The following is a 24,929-nucleotide window of genomic DNA, read 5'->3' as shown; positions in this document are numbered from 1 at the left end:
AATAGACTAATGAATTCAATAGCATCTACCTTAACTTCTATTCTCAGCACCGAAAACGCCGTTATATCGTGGGAAAATCTTACCCCCACCCAACAGCATAATATCCAACAAGGAATAGACCCCAAAAGCCAGCCTAGTTGTGTCATTTATCCCCATAGCCAAGCAGAATTAGCCGCCGTTATCACCACTGCCAATAGTCACAAATGGCGTGTTCTAAGCTGTGGTAGCGGTAGTAAAATCAATTGGGGTGGTTTAGCTAAAAATATTGATATTATTGTCAGCACCGAACGCATTAACCAACTCATAGAACACGCTGTAGGTGATTTAACTGTCACTGTCGAAGCAGGGATGAAATTTGCCCAGCTTCAGGAGATTTTAGCTAAACATCACCAATTTTTAGCACTTGATCCCGCTTTTCCTAATTCTGCTACTATTGGTGGTATGGTTGCTACTGCCGATACGGGTTCTCTGCGGCAACGTTATGGTGGTGTGCGTGACCAACTTCTAGGTATAACTTTTATCCGCGCAGATGGTCAAATCGCCAAAGCTGGGGGACGAGTCGTTAAAAATGTGGCTGGTTACGACTTAATGAAATTATTTACTGGTGCTTACGGGACATTAGGAATTATCAGCCAAGTCACTTTTCGAGTTTATCCCATTCCTGAAACTTCGCAAACTGTGATATTAACTGGAAAACCTGAAGCTATATCCCAAGCAGTGAGAACTTTACAAAGTTCGGAATTAACACCAACTCAAGTTGATTTATTATCAAGTAAGTTAGTTACTAATTTAGATTTGGGAACAGGAATAGGATTAATTACCCGCTTTCAAAATATTAGTGAAAGTGTCCAAGAACAGTCAAAACGACTTTTAGCAATTGGCGAAAAATTAGGTTTAAATGGGGTAATTTATTCAGAAAATCAAGAAGCTGATTTATGGCAAAGATTGCCGGAACAAATACATTTTTCTAATCCAGAATCTTCAATTACTTGCAAAATAGGAGTATTACCAACTGCTGCGGTGAAAATTATCAATCAAATAGATATTGGTTTAATTCATATTAGCAGTGGTTTGGGTTTAGTCCGTTTAGAAAATAAAGATCAAATTTTGCCTTTGCGGAATTTATGTGCAGCAAATTCTGGTTTTTTAAGTATTTTATCAGCACCTGTTGAGTTAAAGGAAAGGTTTGATGTTTGGGGATATAATGGTAATGCTTTGGCAGTAATGCGGGGAATTAAAACACAGTTTGATGGTAATTTTATTTTAAGTCCCGGTCGCTTTGTGGGTGGGATTTAAGTTTTAATTAAAAACGAACCGCAGAGGCGCAGAGGTCACAGAGGTTAAGAGGGGAGAAATATAAATGCAAGTTTCGGAAGGTTCGGTGAATAATACTGCTAGTATTAAGAATTTGCAGGGTTTTGATGGAAGTCATCCACCTGATCCTAAGTTAATTGATAGTTGTGTTCATTGTGGTTTTTGTTTGTCTACTTGTCCTAGTTATCGGGTATTAGGTAAGGAGATGGATTCTCCCAGGGGACGGATATATTTAATGGATGCTATTAATGAGGGTGAAATTGCTCTCAATACGGCTACTGTTGAACATTTTGATTCTTGTTTGGGTTGTCTAGCTTGTGTTTCTACTTGTCCTTCTGGTGTGCAGTATGATAAGTTGATCTCGGCTACTAGACATCAGGTGGAAAGAAATTATAATCGCAGTTTACCTGATAAGTTGGTTCGACAATTAATTTTTTCTCTGTTTCCTAATCCTGATCTTTTAAGAATTTTACTTTTTCCTTTATTAGTTTATCAAAAGTTAGGAATTTCTAAGGTATTGCAAGCAACTGGGTTAATTAAAGCCATATCTCCCCGGTTAGCTGCTATGGAATCTATTTTACCGGAAATTACTCTTAAATCTTTTCAGGATAATTTACCAGATATCATCCCAGCTAAGGGTGAAAAAAGATATCGGGTTGGTGTAATTTTAGGATGTGTGCAAAGGTTGTTTTTCTCTGGTGTCAATGAAGCGACGGTAAGGGTTTTAACTGCGAACGGTTGTGAGGTGGTAATTCCTAAATCTCAAGGTTGTTGTGCTGCGCTTCCTGAACACCAAGGACAAACGGAACAAGCGAAGGTTTTAGCAAGACAAATGATTGATAGTTTTGCTGATACTCATGTGGATTTTGTGATTATCAATGCTGCCGGTTGTGGTCATACTTTGAAGGAATATGGTCATATTTTGGCAGATGATCCAGAATATGCGGAAAAAGCTAAAGTATTTGCCGCGAAAGTTAAAGATTCACAGGAGTTTTTAGCTAATGTGGGTTTAACTGCTAAACTTTCACCTTTGACTGAGAAAAATATCAATTTAGTTTATCAAGATGCTTGTCATTTATTACATGGTCAAAAAATTAGTGTCCAACCTCGTCAACTTTTAAAACAAATTCCCGGTGTAACTTTAAAAGAACCCATAGACGCGGCTTTATGTTGTGGTAGTGCGGGGGTTTATAATATGTTACAGCCAGAAGTTGCGGAAGAATTAGGTAAACAAAAAGCCCAGAATTTATTAAATACTGGCGCTGATTTAATTGCTTCTCCTAATCCTGGTTGTAGTTTGCAGATTAGTAAATATTTACAGGGGAAAACTATTTCTGTCATGCACCCTATGGAGTTATTAGATTATGCTATTCGGGGTGATAAGTTGGAGATCTAGAAAATTATAATATCCAGATCCCCGACTTCTGAGATTAATTTATAATGTATTTACAAGATCCAGAAAGAAGTCGGGGATCTTATTTCAGTTCATTATTATTCAAGACTAACAACTACAGCTTGACCTTTCACTAATGTAGATAAAATATCTAAAATCTTTGGAACTAAAGGTTTTAAATCAATTAATCTATTAGAAGATGCTTGTAAAACAACTACAGCAATATTAAACTGGGACAAATTTTGCTGAAAAGATAAATTTCTATCAACCGTAATAAAAACATCAAATTCCTGTTCTACTAAAGCTAGTAGTTTACCATTTTTAGTTCCTGCCCATCCCATTTGCGGAACTGTTTTGATTTCATAACCTACAAATTCCTTAGTTAACTTGCGGTCAATACATTCATCTAGAAGCAGTTTCATCCTAAGCTACCTTGTTAATCATTTGTTTTCCTGCTTCTTCTAAGAATGTAATGACTTGTTCCCTAGTAACAGTGGGAAAACCATCTAAAAAATCATCTATTGAATCTCCTGCTGTTAAATAATCTAAGAGTGTTTGTATAGGAACTCTTGTTCCCGTGAAAACAGGAGTACCACTCATAATTTCAGAAGAGACACTTATAACTGAAGGATGATTTGACATTGTATTTGATACTTTCAAGTTATATTCCTAGTTTAGCTATAAATAGGAGTAAGCGTGATTCCTGCGCTATCTATTCGGGCTAATTTTTCATAGCTAAGGTTAATCCGTCTGCTATGGGAACTAAACTCAGGGTAATTCGGGAATCTTCATGTAATTTGCGATTCAAATCCCGAATTTTGTTAGTTTGATTATCCTGTATTTCTGTGTCTGCAACTTTACCTGACCACAACACATTATCAATGGCAATTAATCCACCGGGACGAATTAATTCAAGACATTGCTCATAATAATTATCATAGTTACCCTTATCAGCATCAATAAACGCAAAATCAAATGTCCCCGCTTCCCCCACTGTCAATAACTTATCTAATGTTTCCAATGCTGGGGCAATATGCAGGTCAATTTTATCAGCTACTCCCGCTTCTTGCCAATAACGTCGAGCTACACTGGTATACTCTTCACTAACATCACAGGCGACTATTTTGCCATCTGCGGGTAAAGCCAACGCTACTACTAAGGAACTATAGCCAGTAAATACACCTACTTCTAAAGTTTTTTTTGCTCCTATCAACTTAATTAATAATGCCATAAATTGCCCCTGTTCAGGAGATATTTGCATGATAGACCTGGGCATTTGAGCGGTTTCTTGACGCAGTTGGGTTAAAATAGTTGGTTCGCGCAGGGAAACTGAAAGCAAATAATCATATAGGCTTTGTTCTAAGCCTAGTGTTTGTTTTGACATGATTTATGTTTATTAATTATTTTATGATAGTTCTTCCTCATCAATCTTATGATAACAAATTTAAAATCGAATGTCAACCCCTAAATCCTCTTTTAAACGCGATTTAATGAATGAAATTTTAAAGTCTCACGCAAAGGCGCAAAGACGCAAAGGAAGAAAGGAATACAAGTAGATAAGTGTGGTATAAATACATGAGAATGGCTGTAAGTTGAGATATATTCACTAATTTTAGGATTATGACAGGATTTGAACCTTTATTAGCCGCTGCGGTTAGCGGTGTAGCTGTTCCCGTTTTCCAGTCTCTTTGGGGAAGTGGTGGTAAATTGCTGGGAGTGTTTGGTAAAACTCTGGATGAAAATACTAAACAACTCATTTTTGATGCTTCTAAGAAATATGGACAGAACTATGCAGGAAGACACGGTATTCTCAAAGTTTTGGGAATGCGTGAACCTGTGAAGTTGGAATCTGTATATACAGCAGTGCAGTTTTTAAATGATGATGCTATTCGTAGTTTTACATCTATTGAACAATTAGAAGAAGTATATCGTCAAGGGAAAGGTCGGAAGTTTGATTCTCAAGATTGTCAAAAACAACCAGGAATTGAAGTTGCGAATAAAAAACAATATTTGATGGTTTTGGGTGGGCCAGGTGCAGGAAAATCTACTTTTTTAAGAAAAATGGGAATGGAAGCACTCAAAGGTGAAAAAGGAGGATTCAAACATAATTGTATTCCGGTTTTTATTGAATTAAAAAGATTTGCTTCGAGTGATATTGATATTGAAAAATTTATTATTGAAGAGTTTCGGATTTGTGGATTTCCAGATCCAGATAAATTTACAGCTAAGGCTTTAGAACAGGGTAAATTATTAATTTTATTGGATGGTTTGGATGAAGTTCCCAGTCAAAACCTAAATGAGACTATCAGTCAAATTCAGAACTTTGTTGATACATATCATCAAAATCGGTTTATAGCTTCCTGTCGGACTGCGGCTTATCGGAATAATTTCCGCCGATTTAGTGATGTGGCTATGGCTGATTTTGATGATTCACAAATTCAGCAATTTATTAATAATTGGTTTCATGGAGAAGATGATCAACAAGCGAAAACGGGGGAAAAATGTTGGGAATTACTGCAAAAGCCAGAAAACAAAGCAGCGAAAGAGTTAGCACATACACCTTTATTACTGACTTTTCTTTGTTTAGTATATGACCGTTCTCAGAATTTTCCTAATAATCGCAGTGTTTTATATAAAAAGGCATTGCGGATATTGTTAGAAGAATGGGCATCTGAAAAGCGAATTTTGCGAGATGAAATTTATCAAGGACTGCATACAGAATTAGAAGAGTTATTACTTTCAGAAGTTGCTTATACTGGGTTTGCATCTAATCGGCTGTTTTTCTCACAATCGGAAATTGTTGACCAAATAAAAACTTTTTTGGCGGGTAATTTGAATGCACCACAGCATTTAAATGGTGAAGCAGTTTTAAATGCGATTGCGATTCAACAAGGAATTTTAGTCGAACGTGCTAGAGATGTATTTTCTTTTTCTCATTTGACGCTACAGGAATATTTAACAGCCCAATATATTGATGATCATGGTCTAGTTGAAAAATTAGTGACTGAACATCTGATAGATAAACGTTGGAAGGAAGTATTTTTGTTAGTTGCGGGAGTCATGCGGGGTGGTGCAGATGATTTGTTGTTATTGATGGAAAAGGAAGTACAAAAATATATCAATACCCCAAAATTACAAGCTTTATTAAATTGGGCGGAAGAAATCACAGTAGGATCTCAAGGTGATTATAAACCAGTTGGGAAACGTGCAGTTGCGATCGCCAACGCCAACGCCAACGCCAACGCCAACGCCCTCGCCAACGCCCTCGCCAACGCCTACGCCGCCTACGCCGCCAACGCCCTCGCCAACGCCAAAGTCTACGCCCTCGCCAACGCCCTCGCCAACGCCAAAGTCTACGCCTACGCCATTGATTACATCAGTAGCATTGAGAAATTACAAATCTTTAATCAAAAGCTCAACTTTACTGTGTTACTTACTCAACTAGAAGCACTAAAAGCTAAAATACCTGATGATAAACAACCAGAAGAAGTACGTCAAGCTTTTGCTAAAACATTGAGAGAAACATTACTCAATGGTTTTAATCTTACTCCAGAAATGGTTGATTTATCTGGGGAAGAAACAAAGGCACTAGATAATTATCTCTACGCCAATTTTCTAATTATCCAATGCAAAGAAGCAGCAGTGCGAGTATCACCTACAACATGGGAAGCAATAGAAACGCGGATGTTTTTGGTGGGGAGTAATTAAAATCCAGGGAGTTTATGTAGAGATGTTGCAAAGATAAGATTTTCTGAAGAAAGGGCTTATTTGCCCCCTAAAATTAAAGATTATTCTATAAACTTACTCGCGTCAGAGGAGGTATTCATGAGCCGTCCAATTATTCTGGGTATTGTTGGTGATAGTGCTGCTGGGAAAACAACTCTGACTAGAGGGATTGCTCAGGTACTAGGTCCAGAAAATGTGACTATTATCTGTACAGACGATTACCACCGCTACGATCGCACACAACGGGCAGAAATCGGCATTACGGCACTCCATCCTGATTGTAACTACCTGGATATCATGCAGCAACATTTATCGCTGCTACGGACAGGACAGGCGATTCTCAAGCCGGTTTACAGCCACTCTACAGGGACTTTTGAACCACCGCAATATATCAAACCCACTAAATTTGTGATTATTGAAGGGTTACTAGGTTATTCTACCCGTGCAGCCCGTGATGCTTATGATGTCAAGGTTTATCTTGCCCCTCCTGAACCACTGCGCGCTGATTGGAAGGTGAAACGGGATACTCAAAAACGCGGTTATACTCCAGAACAGGTATTAGCAGAATTAGATAAACGCGAACCAGATTCGGAACAGTATATCCGTCCTCAGCGGCAATGGTCTGATATTGTGGTCAGTTTCTATCCTCCTAATGATGAGATTGATGACACTAATGGACGTTTAAATGTGCGCTTGGTGCTGCGTCCTTCCATTCCTCATCCTGATTTTACGGAAATTATTCACGCTGGTCATAGTGATTCCCAGTCGGCTATTCGCTTGGGACTAGATAGAGATATGGGAAAACCGGTGGATGTTTTAGAGGTTGACGGTCATGCAACTTTGGAACAGGTGAATAAAATCGAACAGATTATGTGTAACGATATGCCGCATTTAAATAGTGTGTGCGATCGGGAAAGTAATCCAGAATTGGGTAAAATTGCGGGTACAACTGGAGAAACACTGCAAAGTTATCCCTTAGCACTAACTCAGTTAATTATTACTTACCATATGCTCAAAGCTACGCAAATTTACCAGTAAGTAATTCCGGGTAGTATCTACAAAAATTAAAGATATTGTCAAAAAGGAATAATTGTGTCCAAAAATAAGGGATAAATAATGAGTTAGCATTCAGCCCCCAGTCCTCAGCAATCAGCCTTAAAATCTGAAATACAGGTAATTAAATCAATACCTCCTCTTCTTTGCTATTTGCTATTTCTGCTTTTCGCTGATAGCTGATAGCTAAATGCTATGACAATTATTCCCAATTCAAAATTCCCAATTGGTATGACTTATTGCCTGAGAATAGCCGACTTACCGGAAAATGAACGCCCCCGTGAAAGGTTAATGACTCACGGACCGAAGATTTTAGCTACAGCGGAATTAATCGCTATTTTGCTGGGTACTGGTCAAGGACCTGGTAAACTCTCAGCAGTTGGTTTAGGGCAATATATATTACAGCAATTGGGTAAAGGTCAGTGTGACCCCTTAGCTGCTTTACGAAATGTCTCCCCCGCTGAATTAATGGAAATTCCCGGTGTGGGACCAGCAAAAGCGACAACTATCCTCGCTGCAATTGAATTGGGTAAACGGACTTTTTTATCTCGTCCTTCCGACGGAACAGTGATTGATAGTCCCATTGCTGCGGCTGCGGTGCTGAGTCAAGACTTGATGTGGCAAAATCAAGAAAGATTTGCCGTGTTATTATTGGATGTGAAAAATAAGTTATTAGGCACAAAGGTAATTACAATTGGGACGGCGACGGAAACGTTAGCCTCTCCCCGTGATATCTTTCGAGAAGTTATTCGTCAAGGTGCTACCAGGGTAATAGTTGCCCATAATCATCCTTCAGGGAGTTTAGAACCCAGTGAAGCAGATATAGAATTGACTCGGCAATTATTAGCCGGTGCGGAACTGTTAGCTATTTCCATTTTAGATCATTTAATCTTAGGTAATGGCACTCATCAGAGTTTAAGAGAAATTACAACTTTATGGGATGATTGTCCGCAAGTTGATTGATATTTCTACCTTTTTTGTTCTAGGTCTTCTACTGCTTTTTCTGTGCGGGTATTGGGGTTTTTGGGACGCTTAATATTAGGAAATAAGTCAATAGCAAAATTATTCAAAGCTATCCGGGTTTGAGTGCTGGATTTTCCCAAAGCACCTGGTAATAACTTATCTCCCACTGTTATAAAGAGAATAAAGGCAATAAAAAAAAAGGGTATGTATCGTTTCATCTTCAATTCCTCGCTAATTAGAGATTACAATTGATAACTAAGTAGGTGAACGGAAAAAAACCGTAGACGCGGAGCGGCTTCTCGAAGAGTAATATGTAACCAAAAGTAAAATCGCCCAAACCCTCTTCACTCTTGCCTATTGCCTCTTGCCTATTGCCTTGCCATAACGACGATTTTCAATGCTAACCTACTTATCCTTAGAGAATGCCCAAATTATCATCAAAACAATAACTTACAAGAAAAACTGGGAAGTTTGAAAGCCCCTGAGAAACAGGAACGCTAGTTCCGTCTTTCGTGCTACCCTTCGGGAACGCCAAGGGCGAACAGACAGGGGATGAAAAACGACACGGGCGGTTTTAACCGCCTTCAATATTATCTTTATTCTCTTTCAACTTTAAACTATCTACCCAATCTTCTATCAATGCGGTGATGGTTTTCTCTCTTTGCGCTGCATATAAAAACAGCTTATGTTTTCTGCGTTCTGAGAGTCGGACTGATACTGTTTTATCTTTCATAATGTCTTGCGGTTGTTTGTACATTGTGTTATTATAAGACAAAGGGAGAATAACGCAATGTATGGATGCCAACAAATATTAATCAGTCCCAACAAGGAGTTAGGAGCGATTCTTGAGTTCTTGTGTGGGGAGTCAAATAAACTTGCTAATTGTGGGACTTATTATGCCAGACAATTGTTTTTTAAGACGGGTAAAATTCCTGGTAAGTTTGACTTGCATCGTGAGTTAGCAAGTAATTCACATTTTGGGGCGATGTATTCTCAAGCTGCACAGCAATGTTTAACAACTGTGGCGGAATCTTTCAAGTCTTATATTGGACTTTTGAAAGGGATTAAGAACGGTACAGTCACTCAAAAACCTAAGCTACCTGGATACCGAAAAGGTGGATTAAATCTCGTAACTTTTCCTGGACAAGCTATCAAATTAAAGGATGGTAAGCTAAGATTTCCGATGGGTAGTAGGGTAAAAGTTTGGTTTGGGCTTGACGCTTTTTATGTTCCCATGCCTTCTAATTTAGAGCATAAGGACATCAAAGAATACCGCATACTGCCAAGGAATAATGAATTTTATTTGGAGTTAATTTATAAAATAACTTCTCACAAGCCCGACGTAAATATTGAGAATGTTTTATCAATTGATCACGGGTTGAACAACTGGCTAACCTGTGTCAGTAACGTTGGTACGTCATTTCTGATTGACGGACGCAAGTTAAAATCAGTGAATCAATGGTACAACAAACGAGTTTCGGTTCTCAAAGAAAATCAATCCTTTTGGTTTTTGGTCTAAGCAATTAGCATCAATAACTGAAAAGCGGAATCGCCGGATGAGGGACGCTACTAATAAAGCAGCTAGAATCGTAATCAACCATTGCATTGATCATAAAATTGGGACTGTCGTTTTTGGCTGGAACGTCGGACAAAAAGATTCTATAAATTTAGGTTCTAAAACTAATCAAAAATTTGTCCAAGTTCCTACCGCAAGATTAAAAAACCGCATTGCTCAACTGTGTGAACAATACGGCATTAAGTTCGTTGAAACTGAAGAATCTTATACCTCAAAAACATCGTTCCTAGACAATGATTTTCTACCTACATTTGGTGAAAAACCCGAAGGGTGGAAAGAGTCAGGGAAAAGAGTTAGCCGGGGTTTGTACCGTTCTCAAGATGGTACAAAAATCAATGCAGATTGCAACGGTGCAGCTAATATTTTCAGAAAAGTAGCGGTAAAGCTAGGATTAAATTCTAGTGGAATCAGTAGAGGCGCATTGATATCGCCGTTAAGATTATTTATTTGGTCTTAAGAATCCCCGTCTCTTTAGAGCGGGGAGTGTCAAAAATAATATTTTTTTCTGAATCTGATCTTCAAATAACATGATCTCACAAAAATTTTCAACAGTTAATTTATACTATTTGCCTAAATATGTGCAATTAATGGCGTATAATATTTAAAATCAGGATGTATTGTTAACAATGGATTTTATCACCATTTTAGGATTAGTTGCAGGTGGATTAACCACTATTGCCTTTTTACCGCAAATGTTGCAAATATGGCGCACAAAATCAGCGAAAGATGTTTCTTATGTGATGCTGATTGTCTTCATGAGTGGTTTGTTTCTGTGGTTAGTCTATGGGATTATTCTCGGTGCTTTCCCAGTTATTCTCGCCAACGCGGTGACATTATGTTTTAACTTGATTATTCTATGGCTTAAAATTAAATATAGATAACTCTACTAAAAAAGCTGTGACACCATCTGTATTTAACTCTGAACGCCTTCTGTTTACGCCCGCAACCCCCAATCACGATGCTATTCCCGTAATTTTCGCCTTTCCTAATGAGTATACGGTGGGGATAACTAGTCTGGGTTATCAGGTGGTATGGGCGACTCTGGCTATGCGTGATGATTTGCAGGTAAGTCGCTTATTTACTGATATTCGGGAACAACTTCCTAGACATCCAGAATTATTAGGTTTTTCTATGTCTTGGGAATTAGATTATGTGAATATTTTTAATCTTTTGGAATCTTTAGAAATTCCGATTCGGGCTAATTCTCGCAATCAAAATCATCCTTTAATTTTTGGTGGTGGACCAGTTCTCACAGCTAATCCTGAACCTTATGCTGAATTTTTTGATGTGATTTTATTGGGAGATGGTGAAAATTTACTTGGTGATTTTATAGATACTTATAAAAAAGTCAGAAATGCTGATAGAGAAACTCAGTTAAAAACTTTAGCCCAAGTTCCGGGAATTTATATTCCTAGTTTATATGTAATTGAATATATCACACCAGATGGGGAAATAAAATCAATTAATCCTATTTCATCGGAAATTCCGCCAATTATCCAAAAGCAAACTTACCGAGGAAATACTCTTTCTGCTTCTACTGTTGTCACAGAAAAAGCTGCTTGGGAAAATATTTATATGGTGGAAGTGGTGCGAAGTTGTCCCGAAATGTGCCGCTTTTGTTTAGCTAGTTATTTAACTTTACCTTTTAGAACTGCGAGTTTAGAAAATTCTTTAATTCCGGGAATTGAACGGGGTTTAAAAGTTACAAATCGTTTGGGTTTGTTGGGGGCTTCTGTTACTCAACATCCAGAATTTACAGAATTATTAGATTATATTAGTCAACCAAAATATGATGATGTGCGGTTAAGTGTGGCTTCTGTGAGAACCAATACAGTTACTGTTAAATTAGCTGAAACTTTGGCAAAACGCGATACAAGATCATTAACAATTGCTGTCGAAAGTGGTTCGGAAAAAGTGCGGAAAATTGTCAATAAAAAATTGGATAATGATGAAATTATCCAAGCAGCTATCAATGCAAAAGCTGGTGGTTTGTCTAGTTTAAAACTCTATGGAATGGTGGGAATTCCTGGGGAAGAAGCAGAAGATATAGACGCAACTGTAAAAATGATGCAGAGTGTCAAAAAAGCTGCGCCTGGTTTACGGTTAACGTTGGGCTGTAGCACATTTGTACCCAAGTCACATACACCATTTCAATGGTTTGGGGTTAATAAGCAAGCAGAAAAGCGGTTACAGTTATTACAAAAGCAAATTAAACCCCAAGGGATAGAATTTCGACCAGAAAGCTATAATTGGTCAATTATACAGGCTTTGTTGTCGAGAGGCGATCGCCGACTTTCTCAATTATTAGAATTAACCCGCGATTTTGGTGACTCTTTGGGAAGTTACAAACGGGCTTTTAAACAACTAAAAGGACAAATTCCCGACTTAGATTTTTATGTTCATAGTAATTGGTCAACTGAGAAAATTCTACCTTGGAATCACTTGCATGGACCATTACCTCAGTCTACACTAATTAAACATTTAGCAGAAGCTACCAACTCAGAATTAAATCATCAATAATGCACACAGATACCATATTCTACCAAATCTTCCTCACCTTCCATACTCTATTATTTGAACTACTGGGACAACCCCCAGAAAATGCGGCAGGTTATCAATTTACTTCGGTAGAAGTCAAAGAAAAAGCCTTTCGATTTGATGGGATATTTATGCCAAATAGTGAAGAAAAACCCATTTATTTTGTCGAGGTGCAATTTCAAAACAAACCAGAGTTTTACTGGGAATTAATTACAGAAATCAACATTTATCTCAATCAATATAAACCCGAACAAGATTGGCAAGCAGTAGCTTTATTTGCGAAACGGAGTTTGGATGTAGAGAAATTAACTAATTACCAACAAGAATTAGTCAATAGTGGTCGAATCAAACGAATTTATTTAGATGAAATACCATCAGGGTCAATAGGGATGGGATTAATTGAATTAATTGTCAGTAAAGAAAACCAATCACAGGAATTGGTGAAAACCTTAATGGCAAGAACAAAGACAGAAGTTAGCAATGATAGTGAAAGACAAGGTATTATAGAATTACTGGAAAGTGTTTTGATGTCAAAGTTTTCACAATTAAGTCGTCAGGAGATAGAAGCCATGTTTTTAGTGAGTGATATTAAGCAAACAAGGGTATATCAAGAAGCTAAAAAGGAGGGTGAACAAGAAGGAAGACAAGAAGGAAGACAAGAAGGAAGACAAGAAGGAAGACAAGAAGGAAGACAAGAAGGAAGACAAGAAGGTGAGAAAAACTTGCTGCTGCGAATATTATCGAAACGGTTTGGAAAATTGAATGATAGCTACATCGAAAGTATTAACAGCTTGAGAATAGCACAGCTAGAAGACCTGGGAGAAGCATTATTAGATTTTGGAGATATTAACGATTTAGAACAATGGCTAAAATCTCACACAGAATCATAGATTTAGATAGTTTACAAATGACCCAAATTATTACTCAAGTAGACGCTTTCACTAATACTCCATTCAAAGGAAATCCTGCGGCTGTATGTGTTTTAGATAGTCCAAAATCTGAAGCATGGATGCAAAATATTGCCCAGGAAATGAATCTATCAGAAACCGCTTTTTTAATTAAACAAGATGATGGGTTTAATTTGCGCTGGTTTACTCCCACGGTAGAAGTTCCCTTGTGTGGACACGCTACCTTAGCCAGCGCTCATGTATTATGGTCACAAGGGCATTTATTACCAAATCAAGAAGCGCGTTTTTATACAAAAAGTGGTGTACTTGCAGCGAAACTAGAAAATGATTGGATTCAGTTAGATTTTCCGGTGAATCTTTCTCAAGCTGTAGAATCACCTCCAGAATTAAGTCAAGTTTTAGGAGTGAATTGTAAATCTGTTGTCCAAAATTCTCTCGGCTATTTAGTAGAAGTAGAATCTGAGCAATTAATCAGAGAAATGCAGCCGAATTTCCAACAGATGAAAACTCTCACTAAGGCTGATATTATCGTTACTAGCATTGCTGATTCTGACTCGGAATATGATTTTGTCTCCCGCTTTTTTGCCCCAGGTTTAGGGATTAATGAAGATCCAGTAACAGGTGCGGCACATTGTTGTTTAGCCCCATTTTGGCGGGATAAATTGGGAAAAGATGAATTTTTAGCCTATCAAGCTTCTAGTCGGGGTGGAGTAGTCAAAGTGTACTATCCTGGAGCAAACCGCGTCTTTATATCTGGACAAGCTGTAACAGTAATGCAAGGAAAATTAACTATAGGTTAAGAATATATGAGATCCCGCAGATCCCCGACTTCTTAAAGAAGTTGGGGATCTTAGTAGACAAGGATTAAGTTAATATTTGTAATTAAATTTTTAGATTTCAGATGACACTTATCGGGCATTATTGACTGTGAACCTCCTTTAATGCAGGAAGTTGGACAGTAAATAAATTGGGGTTTCCATTTTTTATAGGTGATAATGTTAGTAATACCGTCCTAAAGAGGGATGGTGATTTGATAAAAATGTTAGAGTTCAGAAGGAGAAATCCCTGTAAATACTGAATTTTTACATAAATTAACCCATACTAAAAACTCAAAAAATGACCATTAACCGTGCAGCTAATAGAAATTTACTTCAAAAATCCGATTGGCCTGTAAAAGATTTACCAGGATTGAGTGCAGAAGATCAAGCTCAATTAAAGAATTGTGGCATTAATACCACAGAAGAATTAATTAATAGAGGAAAAACTCCAGAAGAGAGAATAGTATTAGCGGGTAAATTACAGGTAAATATCCATTCTGTGAATAAATGGGTTGTTTTGGCAGGTTTAGCCCGTGTTCCCAGTGTAGGAACTCAGTATTGCGGTATATTGCTTCACTCTGGGGTTATTTCCATAGCCCAATTAGCCCAAACTCCGACTCACAGATTACATAGACAAGTTATGCGTTTGCAAGTAGCAACATTGCATAACCGGGATTTGTGTCCAGCAGTTGAATTGGTGCAACAGTGGAGTCATCAAGCGCAAGCAATGGGTAATTAGTCAGTAGGGGCGAAGCATTTGGAAGATAAATTATCGGTCATTGTCAAAAATAGTTCTCCAAATGCTTCGCCCGTACAGTGGTAAGTGGTAATAATTATTATTGCCTCTTGCCTCTTGCCTCCTGCCTATTCTTTTGCTAAGACACCGTTAAGGAAAATATCCGCTAGTCCCTCCGCCATTTTTTGCATTTCTTGGGGGGAGGCGTTGGGTTCTATGAGGGTATGATCGGAGAAACCGGCGATCGCAAATAGACCTAAAAAAACTTTAGCTCCAAGTTTGGCATCCATCTGACGATAGATGCCTTTATCTATTGCGGTTTGAAAAAATGCTTCAGCAACATCTGTCATTTTATCAATAACTTCTGTTTGAATGCGATCGCGTAAATCTGGATGAAATTGCACTTCCATAAAGCAAACGCGCATGGTATCGGCGTTTTTTTGTAAATTCCACATCCGCCGGCGCATAACTTGAGCGATCGCCTTATAGCTGCCCATTTCGCTAAGTTCTGTCAGCAAATCTGTGAGAATATCTACCCAGCCGCTAGTAGCTACTTCCACCAAAATTGCTTTTTTATTGGCAAAATGACGAAAGAGAGTTCCTTCAGCTACCCCTGCGGTTTGTGCTAAATCACGGGTTGTAGTTCCCTCGAACCCTTTGGCTGCAAACAATCGTTGTGCTGCTTGCAAAATGCGTGTACGCGTCTGCGTTTCTGATGATGGAGGAGAACTAAAAATCCGCATAGTAGTTATTTTGATATATTTAAAACAAGATTCGTAGCCCTATTGTGCAACATCAAATGCTAAAAATACAAAAAGCTTAATGGAAGATAACTCTCTTTTTGTTAAGTAGTCTATTTCTCAAGTAATGTAAATTTACTTTAACTTTTGCTTATGCACCAGACAATTTTAAATTTCTTCATGGGTAACGTTAAAAATTCCCCATTCCGGCGGCTATTAGCCACCACTTTGGCATTAATGGTATTTAGTGGAGGATTGATCCCAGAAACAGCTTTAGCCCTGCAAAAATCCCAAAGTTCCATTCAACCTTATCTAGAACAAGTAATTAATCGTCTCACAGAATTTCGCCTGGATAATGGACTGAAATTCATCGTTTTAGAAAGACATCAAGCCCCAGTAGTTTCCTTTCTCACCTATGCTGATGTCGGTGGGATTGATGAACCAGATGGACAAACAGGAGTAGCCCACTTTCTTGAACATCTAGCATTTAAAGGCACAAAACGCATCGGGACTACAGACTATAAAGCCGAAGCACCACTTTTAGCCAAGTTAGAACAGCTAGATAACCAAATCAAAACTGCAAAAGCTAATAGTAAAAAAGATGAAATAGCGCGGTTAGAAACTGAATTTAAATCAGTAGAATCCCAAGCCATCAAATTAGTTAAACAAAACGAAATGGGGCAAATTGTTGAACAAGCTGGAGGTGTGGGTTTAAATGCAACTACTTCCTCCGAAGCTACTCGCTATTTTTACAGTTTTCCAGCCAATAAATTAGAATTGTGGATGTCTTTAGAATCAGATCGCTTTTTAGATCCTGTATTTCGGGAATTCTATCAAGAAAAAGAAGTAATTTTGGAAGAAAGACGGCTGCGAGTGGAAAATTCTCCTATCGGCCAAATGGTGGAAAAATTCATAGATGCTGCTTTCAAAGTTCATCCTTACCGCCGACCAGTAATTGGTTATGATCAAGATATTCGCAACTTAACACCAGAGAATGTTAAGAAGTTTTTTGATGCTTATTATGCTCCCAGTAATTTAACAATTGCAATTGTGGGAGATGTCAATCCCACTGAAGTCAAAAAACTCGCCCAAACTTATTTTGGGCGTTATGCAGCTAAACCCAAACCCCAACAAAAACTACCTGGAGAACCCCAACAAACTGCCACCAGGGAAGTTACTTTAGAATTAGCTACTCAACCTTGGTATTTAGAAGGTTATCATCGTCCTGCTGTGACTGATCCTGATAATGCAGTTTATGAAATAATTGGCAGTTTATTGAGTGACGGCAGAACATCAAGACTGTTTAAGTCTTTGGTAGAAAAACAAAGTTTAGCCCTAAATGCTCAAGGTTCTAGTGGCTTTCCAGGGGATAAATATCCTAATCTCATCTTCTTTTATGCTCTCACATCTCCTGGGAAAACAGTCGATCAAGTAGCGATCGCTTTACGCCAAGAAATTGATAAATTGAAAACAGAACCTGTATCTGCGGTGGAATTAGCAAGGATAAAAACCCAAGCAAGAGCCGGATTATTACGCAGCCTTGATTCTAATTCAGGCATGGCACAACAGTTGTTGGAATATGAAGTCAAAACCGGTTCTTGGCGCAATTTATTTGGGCAATTAGAAAAAATTGCCGCAGTCACTCCTGAAGATATTCAAAGAGTCGCCAAGGCAACATTTACGCCAGAAAATCGCATAGTTGGGAAGTTGTTATCAAAACAACCAGGATAGTACCGCAGGGCGGAATTAAAAATTAATAATTAATAATTAAAAATTAAAAAAGCAAATTATCCCAGCTTTTTGGAGATTTTTAATAATTTGTTGATTTACGCCGTGTTGTCCTAAAAATTCTTAAATTCAAAAAGGATTAATCTTTCAATCCTGAACCAAAATTGAAGATAGATATGTTGAGGTTAGATTTGAAAAGCAAAAAATTCCAGTTTGCTAAGGGACAAAAATTTGTTTTCACATTGGTGATTGTTGTTGCTTGTTTGCTCGTAAATTTGAATTTTTCTTGGGCAGCAACAACAGCAAAGCATTACGATGAGTTAAAATTTGCCCCCGTTTCCGCAATTAAATTACCCAAGTATGAGCGGTATGCACTTAAAAATGGCTTGGTAGTTTATTTGATGGAAGATCATGAATTACCATTGGTAACAGGTACAGCATTGATCAGAACAGGTAGCCGTTGGGAACAACCCGAAAAAGCAGGTTTAGCTAGTTTGGTGGGTTCTACATTGCGAAGTGGTGGCACTAAAAAGCATTCCGCTGATGAATTAAATGAGATATTAGAACAACGGGCTGCGTCTGTGGAAACAGATATGGGAGAAGCTGCTGGTAGTGCTAGTTTTGAAGCCCTGAGTGAAGATCTAGAAATGGCATTTGGGCTATTTAGTGAGGTATTACGAGAACCGGCTTTTGCACAGGAAAAGTTGGATTTGGATAAAACTCAAATTCGGGGTGGTATTGCTCGTCGCAATGATAACCCTAATAGTATTGCCAGTCGAGAGTTGAGAAAATTAATTTATGGGCAAGAAAGTCCCTACTCCCGGACTGTTGAGTATGCAACTCTTGATAAAATTTCCCGTGATGATTTGCTGAAATTTTATCAACAGTATTTTCACCCCAATCAGATCATTTTAGGGATTGTGGGTGATTTTAATTCTCAAAAAATGCGATCGCTCATTCAAGCCAAGTTTGGTGATTGGAAAGCAAATACTCAAATTGCTAAAACCCCATTACCACAAGTCACACAAGCTAATTTAGGCGGTGTATTTTCTGTTAATCAACCCCAACTCACCCAAAGTAGCGTTTTAATTGGTCATTTGGGCGGAAAATTCGACAATCCTGATTATCCAGCTTTGGATGTCATGAATGGCGTATTAAATGGCTTTGGGGGACGCTTATTTAATGAATTGCGATCGCGTCAAGGTTTAGCTTATTCTGTATATGGAATGTGGAGTCCCCGTTTCGACTACCCAGGAACATTCCTAGCTGGAGGACAAACCCGTACAGAAACCACAGTTCAATTCATTAAATCCCTGGAAACAGAAATTAAACGGTTACAAACTGCAAATATCACAACCCAAGAATTAAATAAAGCCAAAGACTCTACACTCAACTCCTTTGTTTTCAACTTTCAAGATCCTAGCCAAACATTATCTAGATTAATGCGATACGAATATTATGGTTATCCCGCTGATTTCCTATTTCGTTATCAAAAAGCCATTACTGCTACTACAGCAGCAGATGTTAAACGGGTGGCACAGAAATACCTGAAACCAGAAAATTTAGTGACTTTAGTAGTCGGAAATCAAGCTGCTATGAAACAACCATTAACTGATTTAGCAGCCAAGGTAACATCAATAGATATTACCATTCCCGGCACTCAACCAGCAGCTAAGAATTAATAGAATTTAATTTAGATCCCCGACTTCTTAAAGAAGTCGGGGATCTGGTTGTTTTAGTTGTTAAGTAGGTAGGCAAAATTAATTATATAAACAATACTGTAGCCAAATTACGAGGGTTCAACGGCTGTATAAGCATTGTGAATATTTTCTGTTTTTCGACAATTTCTCAAACTCCAAAAAAAATGAGCGAACCGGGTTAAATGTTAGCGAAATATTCTAAAGGAGCGATCGCATATTTTCCCTGTTCATCCTGACTGACTAAACCTAAAGCTAATAAATCTCTATCAATAAACAACTTTGTAGCTTTACCACCTATATCAATTTTATTATTAATTAACTGTATGGCATAGTAAATAGTATCGTAAACCCGTTGGGGATTCATGGCGGTTGAAATAGGTTGATATCTGCTAACTGATTCACACAATCGGTAAACACCATGTTCTTGGGACTGGGGATAGCCATAATGCTTAACGGCTCGTGGTAAAAAATATCCAGCAGTAATTGGCTGTTTTCCTGACGGACGTACACAAGAGTAGTTGCAATTTCCCATCGTATCAGCAGCTATGCTCCCAGGCATAAATCGCAGCAAATTGAAATTTAAAAAATCTGGATGACAATTTTCAATACCAAAACGAATTGCTTCGATATCATCAGCCAAAGTTGTTGGCTCATAATCAATAATATCAGTTTTACTAGCGTTTAATTTAGCTTTTGGTAATCCTAAAATCAAAAAATAACTACTGGGTAATCCAGCTTTATTCATATCTTCAAAAACTCTGATAACCTTAGTTTGATAATCAAAGGCTTGCTTAATTTGACTAGCAATAGAACCATTGAATTTGTGACTAGCTAATGATACCTCTGATAATGTATGTTCAACTCCAAAAAACATATATACACAGTTGTTTTCTACTAAATAACGCATTTGATCATAGTTAATTTTATCAATTCTAGTATTTGAACCCCAAAAAAATCCCTCTTCTTTAAGAATCTCTGCTTCTCTTTTGGCATCCTGGTCATGAACTGTAAAAGTATCAACATCTAGATAAACTGCCTCATAACCACGTTGTTTTAATTGCCGTAATTGTCTACGCAAGGATTCCGCGCTTAATCTCACAACATGATTACTTTCATTACTTTTATTGCAGAAATGACATCCCCAAGGGCATCCTCGCTGAGTAAAGATTTGGGCTGTTTTTAATTGTCTTCCAGCTAGAGATTTAAAAATATCCATATCATGGACTTGTGGTATATGAATTAAACCAAAATTTTGGTCAATATCATCAAACTTGTTAACTCTTGTTGTCATAGCACGATGAAAAACAATACTTGTATTATGAAAAGAATTAGGTGTAACGCGGTAAAATTTACCATCTTGATTCATAAAACATAATCCTGGTAGATTTTTCATATCTTCATAGAAAGTACCTCTGGCTACTGCATGAGCAATTTCTATAATTGATTCTTCTCCCTCACCATCACAAAAGGCTGTAATCCAAGGTGTAATACGGGCAATATCTTCAACACTTTTAGTTGCATAACCACCAACTAAAATTGGTACTGTTTCCCGGTGATATTTCTGAAGTTCTCTAAAAATTTTTCTACTATGATCATCAATTTCTGTCCATTGGGTTGTTAGACAACCAGCAAAGATAATTAAATCAGCATTTTTAACTTCATTTAAAACATCATCAATAGTTAAATCAGGACGTTCTAAATCTAGTTGTAAAACTTGACTAAATCCAGCATTAACCAAGCTAGAAGCTAAAACAGGTAAGGCTTTATTAGCTCCGTTGAAGCTTCTGTGTTTAATAAATTCGCCAATCAGTAAAATTTTCACTTTTGTTTATCGACCATAAATCATTTTAGAACCTAGCATATCCATTGATATATTTGATGCCAAAATGCCTATTTATTAACTTTGTTGATATCTCTTTAGTAATTCAAGTTTTCCATAATTTCATCTCCATGAACGGGGTAAAAACAGAATAAAATTGTGGTGGCATACATATATCCTCAGAATGATTTCATAAACTAAATTTGATTATGAATGTATCAATTCTCAAAAAACTGCTGTCTGAAAATTCAGACTTTAATCAACAGCACCCAACATTTTTAAAGAGGCTTTTTCAGCATCGGTTAAGCCTGTAATATGGCTAATATTCATACCTTCATACAAACGTTCAGATTCAAGAAGTTTTAATCTACTATAGGTTTGCATATTCCACAACTGAATGTTTTCATCTTCGCTACCACTAGCTAATAAACTACCATCAGCACTAAAAGCTAGAGAACGAATCGCTGCTGTATGTCCGAGTGTGAGAACTTCTTTACATTTACCTGTACTAACTTGCCATAGCATCACTTTAGTATCAGCGCCAGCACTGGCTAGAGTCTGCCCATTGGGACTAAATGCCACTGAGTAGACTTGTTTATCATGCTCTAATGTTTGAGTACATTTATTTGTATTAAGATCCCACAACTTCACGGTTTGGTCTTCGCTACCACTGGCTAAAAACTCCCCATTGGGACTAAATGCTAGTGACCAAATCATGTCTTGATGGTCTGTAAAAGTTTGCAAACATTCTCCAGTTGTGACATCCCAAAGTTTGATGGTATTGTCAGCACTACCACTTGCCAGTATTTGTCCTTGGGGATGAAATGCTACTGTCCACACCCAATTACTATGGGCATCAATTTTTTTGAGACATTCACCGCTAAATGTGTCCCAGATGCGAATACTGTGGTCTTCGCTACTACTGACTAGAGTTTTTCCATCGGGACTAAATGCAACTGTCCACACCCAGTTATCGTGTCCTCTGAGAGTTTGAATACATTGGCTTTGATCAATATTTGCGATATCCCAAAGTTTGATGGTATTGTCAGCACTACCACTTGCCAGTATTTGTCCTTGGGGATGAAAAGCGACTGAGCGAATTCGTCCTTGATGTTCCTTCAAAATGTGGCGTTTTTGGGTTTGTAAATTCCATAAGCCAATGTTAAAGTCATCCCGTCCACTAGCCAAAATTTGACTATTGGGACTAAATACTACTGAATATACATCACGGGTATACCCTTGTAAGGTATTCAAACAACCACCTGTTTTTACGTTCCATAACCTAGCTGTTTGGTCATCACTACAACTGATTAAAGTGTCACCATTAGGACTAAAGGCGATCGCCCACACTTGGCTAAAATGACCTTGTAAGGTTTTGAGGCATTCCCCCTGTGGCATATCCCAGAGTTTAATGGTTCTGTCTTCACCGGAACTAGCTAAGATCTGTCCATCAGGACTGAATCTGACAGAATAAACTTTTTTACTATGTCCCTCTAATGTTTGTCTACATTGACCTGTAGTTACATCCCACAGTCTCAGGGTTTGGTCGGCACTACCACTAGCTAATGTTTGTCCATCAGGACTAAAAGCTACAGAGTGAACATCGCTATTATGATCATTTAACGTTTTTAGGCATTTACCTGTATTAATATCCCACAGCTTAATTGTGCTGTCAGCACTGCCACTGGCCAGTAAAGGAGTAATATTAGAAGTTGTAGATGCTTGGAAAGTGACAGACCACACCAAGCCATTATGATCAGATAGTGTTTGCTGACAAACTCCTGTTTCTACATTCCAAAGTTTAATAGTTTTGTCTTCACCAGCACTAGCTAAAAGAGAACCATCGGGATTAAATGCTACTGAATAAACTTTATTGGTATGTTCTTTCAGGGTATTTAGACATTTACCTGTTTCTACATTCCAGAGTTTAATGGTATGATCCGCACTACCACTAGCGATGGTTTTATTATCTGGACTAAAGGCTAACGTCCAAACCCAAGTAGTATGAGCTTTATAAATGCGAAGTTGTTTAGTATCAGAAGTACGCCATAATCTGATTTCTCCACTCATTAAACCTGTAGCAAATTTTTTACCATCAGGACTAAATTTCACAGAAACAATACTAGACATTGTTTCCCTAAATACAGAACCAGTTAAATCAGCATTGGCAAAGCTGGTGTTTTTTAAGTCCACATCTTTGAGATAAGCTTGCCAGATGGTCAAACCGGAAAAATCGCGTCCACTTAAATCAATTTGGGAATTACTTTGGGATTTATATATCTGAAGTTGTCGTAGTAGATTAATTAAGTTGCCAACTGCATAACCTTGAGTTGGCGGTGATTTCTGCTGTAAATTCCTGATCAATTGCCGTAAATGAGATTCTAGTTGTGTGGCTGTACCAAAAGCTTTAATAAGTCTTTGCTTAACTGGTTCTAGTATCAGTCGTTCTTGTATTTGCCGGATATAATCAAGTGATCTTGCCTGGATTAAGGGGTGGGCATTAATAAACTCCAGTTTTTTTTTTCATTAATGTCAGAAATGTCATAAGTTGCCTGTTCAATGTAGCGGTCATTAATATATTCCATCACCACAGACTGCTGCCCAAATCTACTAGTATTTGCTTCTTTTTCAATTAGCGATCGCCGTAACAATGATTCAATAATTTCTAGTATTTTAGATTCTGCATCTGGTGTTTTTACATTATTTTTTACATCGCTTTTTATGTCTGTCAATGAGATATATTCACGACGTAATGCTAGACGATACATTACGTGTTGTTCTAATTCTGATAGACGGTTAAACTGTGTATCTAAAAGCGTGCGAATATCTCCATAAGCAGCACTTGCTTCCTTCATTTCTTTTAAAAATTCAGCAATATTATTGCTGAATAAATCATAAACTGTAGTGGCAACTATTTTTAAAGCTAAAGGATTACCAGAATATCTGTTGACTAATTCTTGTAGTTTTTCATCATCACAAGTGCAACCTTTATCTAGCAAAATTTCTCTGGCTTCTGCTAATTTGAGGCTATTTAACTGTAACACTTTTACAGGCAGATTTTTACCTTCTAGTGCAGCTACTTCTTTTGGCTTTTCACGACTAGTGATTAATAAACAACTATCATGTGATGCTTCTGCTATCTTTTTAAAAAAGTAGCCATAGTTTTCATACCCTGGTTCATATTCACCAGCCCATCCCTGAGTTTTGCCTTCACTACTACGTAGCACCGATTCCACATTATCTAAAATAATTAGGCATTTATGTTTTCTTAAAATATCAATTAGTAAAAGTATTTTATTGTTTTCACTAATTGCTAAGAAATTTTCAGTATGATTAGAGGGTAAAAATCCTAAAAGTTGACTGAGAATTTCCTCTAACGGTGGTGCATTGCGGAGCGATCGCCAAATCAAATAATCAAACTTTGGCTGAACTTGTTTGGCAACTTTAGCTGCTATCACAGTCTTACCAATTCCACCCATTCCCAGCACTGCCACTAAACGACACCGCATGGTATCATTACCAACTATCCATTCTTCTAACTCTAAGATTTCTTCATTTCGACCCCGAAAACCTTCTACATCAACGGCTTCACCCCAATCTTCTGTTGAGGTAAGGACATTTTCTTGAGTACCTTGATACTGAGTAAATAATTTCTGTTTCAAGTTATAAATTTTTTTATTACCGCTCCCTTCTATACCTAATTTACGATAACTTTCTCCTAATCTTTTTCTCACCGCCGGTTGAGAAATATTAAGTTTCTGGGCAATTTCTGCACCAGCGTAATTTTTTAATGCTAAAAGTAATGCCTCTAGCTCGGTTTTGCTAACATTGTGTTTGTTAGCCACTTCTATAATGAAATCATCAGGAATCTGAGGTATATTATCTACAATCTTCATATTATCTAAGCTCCATATTAT

The 24,929-nt window shown here is 37.7% G+C and carries 21 protein-coding genes and 1 pseudogene; 14 read left to right on the top strand and 8 right to left on the bottom strand.

Features of this window, described 5'->3' with window-relative positions:
- Positions 1–9 precede the first annotated feature (9 nt).
- The gene (locus BMF77_RS23720; RefSeq protein WP_148766321.1) at positions 10–1,296 is read left to right on the top strand and encodes an FAD-binding oxidoreductase; all 1,287 of its coding nucleotides are present in this window, start codon (positions 10–12) and stop codon (positions 1,294–1,296) included.
- A gap of 64 nt (positions 1,297–1,360) precedes the next feature.
- A complete protein-coding gene (locus BMF77_RS23715; RefSeq protein ID WP_148766319.1) occupies positions 1,361–2,710 on the top strand; it encodes a (Fe-S)-binding protein in 1,350 nt (449 codons plus the stop codon).
- 95 nt (positions 2,711–2,805) lie between these two features.
- Here the strand turns inward: BMF77_RS23715 and BMF77_RS23710 are convergent, their stop codons facing one another.
- The 3 genes from BMF77_RS23710 to BMF77_RS23700 all read right to left on the bottom strand — a co-directional run bounded on the left by BMF77_RS23710 (position 2,806) and on the right by BMF77_RS23700 (position 4,091).
- Positions 2,806–3,129 carry a DUF5615 family PIN-like protein gene (locus BMF77_RS23710; RefSeq protein ID WP_015080597.1) on the bottom strand — a complete coding sequence of 108 codons (324 nt, stop codon included), beginning with the start codon at positions 3,127–3,129 and terminating at the stop codon, positions 2,806–2,808.
- A gap of 1 nt (position 3,130) precedes the next feature.
- Positions 3,131–3,349, bottom strand: coding sequence for a DUF433 domain-containing protein (locus BMF77_RS23705; protein ID WP_028082764.1), 219 nt, complete (start codon positions 3,347–3,349; stop codon positions 3,131–3,133).
- 79 nt (positions 3,350–3,428) lie between these two features.
- Positions 3,429–4,091 (bottom strand): class I SAM-dependent methyltransferase, encoded by a 663-nt coding sequence (locus BMF77_RS23700; RefSeq protein WP_148766317.1) that lies wholly within the window; start codon positions 4,089–4,091, stop codon positions 3,429–3,431.
- Positions 4,092–4,327: 236 nt separating this feature from the next.
- Here BMF77_RS23700 and BMF77_RS23695 point away from each other — a divergent pair, with 236 nt between their 5' ends.
- The 3 genes from BMF77_RS23695 to radC all read left to right on the top strand — a co-directional run bounded on the left by BMF77_RS23695 (position 4,328) and on the right by radC (position 8,449).
- A complete protein-coding gene (locus BMF77_RS23695; RefSeq protein WP_148766316.1) occupies positions 4,328–6,415 on the top strand; it encodes an NACHT domain-containing NTPase in 2,088 nt (695 codons plus the stop codon).
- A 117-nt stretch (positions 6,416–6,532) separates the two neighbouring features.
- Entirely contained in the window at positions 6,533–7,471 is a 939-nt protein-coding gene (locus BMF77_RS23690; RefSeq protein WP_148766314.1) for a phosphoribulokinase, read from the top strand.
- A 246-nt stretch (positions 7,472–7,717) separates the two neighbouring features.
- Positions 7,718–8,449, top strand: coding sequence for a DNA repair protein RadC (gene radC / locus BMF77_RS23685; RefSeq protein WP_015080602.1), 732 nt, complete (start codon positions 7,718–7,720; stop codon positions 8,447–8,449).
- 5 nt (positions 8,450–8,454) lie between these two features.
- Here radC and BMF77_RS23680 read toward each other — a convergent pair whose 3' ends face one another.
- Together BMF77_RS23680 and BMF77_RS23675 are read right to left on the bottom strand one after the other, a co-directional pair.
- On the bottom strand, positions 8,455–8,667 hold the full coding sequence (locus tag BMF77_RS23680) for a hypothetical protein (RefSeq protein ID WP_148766311.1): 213 nt from the start codon (positions 8,665–8,667) through the stop codon (positions 8,455–8,457).
- A gap of 356 nt (positions 8,668–9,023) precedes the next feature.
- Positions 9,024–9,206 (bottom strand): hypothetical protein, encoded by a 183-nt coding sequence (locus BMF77_RS23675; RefSeq protein ID WP_148766309.1) that lies wholly within the window; start codon positions 9,204–9,206, stop codon positions 9,024–9,026.
- A gap of 33 nt (positions 9,207–9,239) precedes the next feature.
- Here BMF77_RS23675 and BMF77_RS29115 point away from each other — a divergent pair, with 33 nt between their 5' ends.
- The 7 genes from BMF77_RS29115 (at position 9,240) to BMF77_RS23645 (ending at position 15,028) form a co-directional block, all read left to right on the top strand.
- On the top strand, positions 9,240–9,968 hold the full coding sequence (locus BMF77_RS29115; protein ID WP_371735135.1) for an RNA-guided endonuclease InsQ/TnpB family protein: 729 nt from the start codon (positions 9,240–9,242) through the stop codon (positions 9,966–9,968).
- A gap of 37 nt (positions 9,969–10,005) precedes the next feature.
- The gene (locus BMF77_RS29110) at positions 10,006–10,482 is read left to right on the top strand and encodes an IS200/IS605 family accessory protein TnpB-related protein (RefSeq protein ID WP_371735134.1); all 477 of its coding nucleotides are present in this window, start codon (positions 10,006–10,008) and stop codon (positions 10,480–10,482) included.
- A 169-nt stretch (positions 10,483–10,651) separates the two neighbouring features.
- Positions 10,652–10,906, top strand: coding sequence for a SemiSWEET transporter (locus BMF77_RS23665; protein ID WP_015080604.1), 255 nt, complete (start codon positions 10,652–10,654; stop codon positions 10,904–10,906).
- Between the two features lie 16 nt (positions 10,907–10,922).
- Complete coding sequence (locus BMF77_RS23660) at positions 10,923–12,545, top strand: radical SAM protein (protein WP_148766307.1); 1,623 nt, start codon at positions 10,923–10,925, stop codon at positions 12,543–12,545.
- Positions 12,545–13,453, top strand: a complete 909-nt coding sequence (locus tag BMF77_RS23655) for an Rpn family recombination-promoting nuclease/putative transposase (RefSeq protein WP_148766305.1) — start codon at positions 12,545–12,547, stop codon at positions 13,451–13,453. Before BMF77_RS23660 ends, BMF77_RS23655 begins: the two co-directional genes overlap by 1 nt.
- A 17-nt stretch (positions 13,454–13,470) precedes the next feature.
- Positions 13,471–14,271, top strand: a complete 801-nt coding sequence (locus BMF77_RS23650) for a PhzF family phenazine biosynthesis protein (RefSeq protein WP_148767202.1) — start codon at positions 13,471–13,473, stop codon at positions 14,269–14,271.
- 316 nt (positions 14,272–14,587) lie between these two features.
- Entirely contained in the window at positions 14,588–15,028 is a 441-nt protein-coding gene (locus tag BMF77_RS23645) for a DUF4332 domain-containing protein (protein WP_015080608.1), read from the top strand.
- A 125-nt stretch (positions 15,029–15,153) separates the two neighbouring features.
- On the opposite strand, the gene BMF77_RS23640 is transcribed toward BMF77_RS23645, so the two are convergent.
- Complete coding sequence (locus tag BMF77_RS23640) at positions 15,154–15,768, bottom strand: TetR/AcrR family transcriptional regulator (RefSeq protein WP_148766303.1); 615 nt, start codon at positions 15,766–15,768, stop codon at positions 15,154–15,156.
- Positions 15,769–15,918: 150 nt separating this feature from the next.
- Here BMF77_RS23640 and BMF77_RS23635 point away from each other — a divergent pair, with 150 nt between their 5' ends.
- Positions 15,919–17,496 carry a pitrilysin family protein gene (locus BMF77_RS23635; protein WP_148766301.1) on the top strand — a complete coding sequence of 526 codons (1,578 nt, stop codon included), beginning with the start codon at positions 15,919–15,921 and terminating at the stop codon, positions 17,494–17,496.
- 173 nt (positions 17,497–17,669) lie between these two features.
- Positions 17,670–19,175, top strand: coding sequence for a pitrilysin family protein (locus tag BMF77_RS23630; protein WP_148766300.1), 1,506 nt, complete (start codon positions 17,670–17,672; stop codon positions 19,173–19,175).
- A 196-nt stretch (positions 19,176–19,371) separates the two neighbouring features.
- On the opposite strand, the gene BMF77_RS23625 is transcribed toward BMF77_RS23630, so the two are convergent.
- Both BMF77_RS23625 and BMF77_RS29105 read right to left on the bottom strand, forming a co-directional pair.
- Positions 19,372–21,015: a radical SAM protein gene (locus BMF77_RS23625; RefSeq protein WP_148766298.1), complete on the bottom strand. Its 1,644-nt coding sequence runs from the start codon at positions 21,013–21,015 to the stop codon at positions 19,372–19,374.
- A 252-nt stretch (positions 21,016–21,267) separates the two neighbouring features.
- Positions 21,268–24,908, bottom strand: a pseudogene (locus BMF77_RS29105) (NB-ARC domain-containing protein).
- Positions 24,909–24,929 lie beyond the last annotated feature (21 nt).

It is taken from the genome of Dolichospermum sp. UHCC 0315A (assembly GCF_008121535.1).
Taxonomy (GTDB): Bacteria; Cyanobacteriota; Cyanobacteriia; order Cyanobacteriales; family Nostocaceae; genus Dolichospermum; species Dolichospermum lemmermannii.
The sequence above is the reverse complement of the archived record's forward strand: the minus strand, read 5'-3'. Positions and strand labels throughout refer to the sequence as shown.